This window comes from Mesorhizobium sp. M7D.F.Ca.US.004.03.1.1 (assembly GCF_003998635.1).
Lineage (GTDB): Bacteria > Pseudomonadota > Alphaproteobacteria > Rhizobiales > Rhizobiaceae > Mesorhizobium > Mesorhizobium loti.
This window is the reverse complement of record NZ_RZQG01001053.1, coordinates 1-1,906: the sequence shown is the minus strand read 5'-3', so window position 1 is coordinate 1,906 and position 1,906 is coordinate 1. Positions and strand designations below refer to the sequence as shown.

The 1,906-nt window shown below is 64.7% G+C and carries 2 protein-coding genes; both read left to right on the top strand.

The features are described 5' to 3' along the window. Positions 1-683, top strand: a 683-nt coding sequence (locus EN935_RS33740; protein ID WP_164771595.1) for a TolC family protein, incomplete at its 5' end; no start/stop codon positions are given. Positions 684-844: 161 nt separating this feature from the next. Continuing rightward, a partial coding sequence (locus EN935_RS33735) for a histidine kinase dimerization/phosphoacceptor domain -containing protein (RefSeq protein ID WP_127374109.1) occupies positions 845-1,906 on the top strand: 1,062 nt, incomplete at its 3' end.

Genomic DNA, 1,906 nt, shown 5'->3' with positions numbered 1-1,906 from the left:
GTGCACCGATCCCGACGCCGCGCCTGCCGATTCCGACCGGCATTCCCGCCGACATCCTGCTGTCGCGCCCCGATGTGCGCCTGGCGGAACGGCAATACGCGCAATACACCGCTAAGATCGGCCAGGCCGAGGCCGCCCGCTATCCCTCGGTCAGCCTGACCGGAGACATCAGCACGGCGGCGTTGAAGCTCGGCGACCTCGGCAAGAATTCGTCGATCGGCTGGTCGTTCGGACCGACGCTCAGCGTGCCGGTGTTCAATGCCGGGCAATTGCAGGCGGCCGTTGAGGTCGCCAAGGCGCAGCGCGATCAATATTTCATCGCCTACCGGTCTTCGGTGCTGACGGCGCTCGAGGATGTGGAGAATGCGCTGGTGCTGTTGGCGCAGGAGCGCATCAGGATCGGCAAGCTCGCCTCGTCAGCGAAGTCCTATGGCGAGGCGGCAAGCCTCGAAGGCACGCTCTACAAGGCCGGCGAGACCAGCCTTCTCGATGTGCTCGACGCCCAGCGCTCGCTCTACTCGGCCGAGGACTCGCTGCTGCAAAGCCGCGTCTTGCTGGCGACCAACTACATCGCCCTCAACAAGGCGCTCGGCGGCGGTTGGGACGGCGCGGTCAACAGCGCCAAGCCGGAGATCGTCGAGGTCAAGACCGGTCCACGGCTGGCGTCGAAGCCGGCCTCGTGAGGCGCTCCCAAGGCCTCGGCTGCTTGCTTCGAGGCGGCTGCGCCACACGCGGCTTATCGCCGACGCGGCGCGTGAAAATGCCGCCTCCAGCTTTGGCGATGGCGGGCCGAACGCATCGCTGATACTGATGGCGCACACGCACAGCACAGGCGCGCCCGCAGATGACATCCGATACACAGAAGGCCGAAGCGGTCGGGCAGTTGCTTGAAACGCCGGACCTTGCCAGCGCGCTGGAGAGCGAACAGTTCAAGAAGTTCCTCGACCAGGTGCCGATCGCCATTGCGGTCTCGGACCTGGGTTCGAAGGAGCGCGTCGTCTATGCCAATCCGGAATTCGAGAAACTGTCCGGCCTTAAGGCGGCGAGGCTCGCCCGGCAACACTGGGCGGCGCTTTCCGGCACCGGCCTGCACCGGCAGAAGGACCGGGTGCTGTTCGAGGCCGTGGTCGAGGAGACCGATTTCGTCGGCACGTTCCGGCTGGAGCGGACAGAAGACCAACCGGCGATCGTGGACGTCTATTCCAATGTCATCGAGGACGACAATGGCAAGGTCTGCTTCCGACTGGTAGCGCTGGTCGACGTCTCGGCCCATGGCGAAACCGAGGATGCGCGATCGATCGACGAGCGCGTCCGCGAGAAGGACACGCTGCTGCGCGAACTGCAGCACCGGGTGAAGAACAATCTGCAGATGATCACCGCGCTGATCCGGATGGAGACGCGCAACGCGGCCGAGCCGGACCAGAAGCGTTTCGAGAGGCTGGCGGGGCGCGTCGACGCGCTGGCGATCCTCTATCAGACGCTGTCGGGCGACGATGACAAGGATGAGGTCGATCTTGGCGTCTATCTCAGCCAGATCGCGTCGGCGGTGATGAACTCGCATGCCGTCGAGGGTATCCGGCTCGACATGAAGGTCGATACCTATCCGGTGTCGATCAACGTCGCCATGCCGACCGGGCTGGTGGTGAACGAGCTTTTGACCAATGCGCTCAAACATGCCTTCCAGGGGCGCGACGGCGGCACGATCACGCTGCACAGTATCGTTGACGGCGATGGCTGCCGCATCGTCATCGCCGATGACGGAATCGGCCTGCCGGAGGGCGAGACCTGGCCCAAGCGCGGCAAGCTCGGTGCACTGATCGCCCGATCGCTGACCGAGAATGCCAAGGCGGAATTCGACGTGAATTCGAGCGCCGGCGAGGGCACGCGGGTCACCATCGTCTTCAAG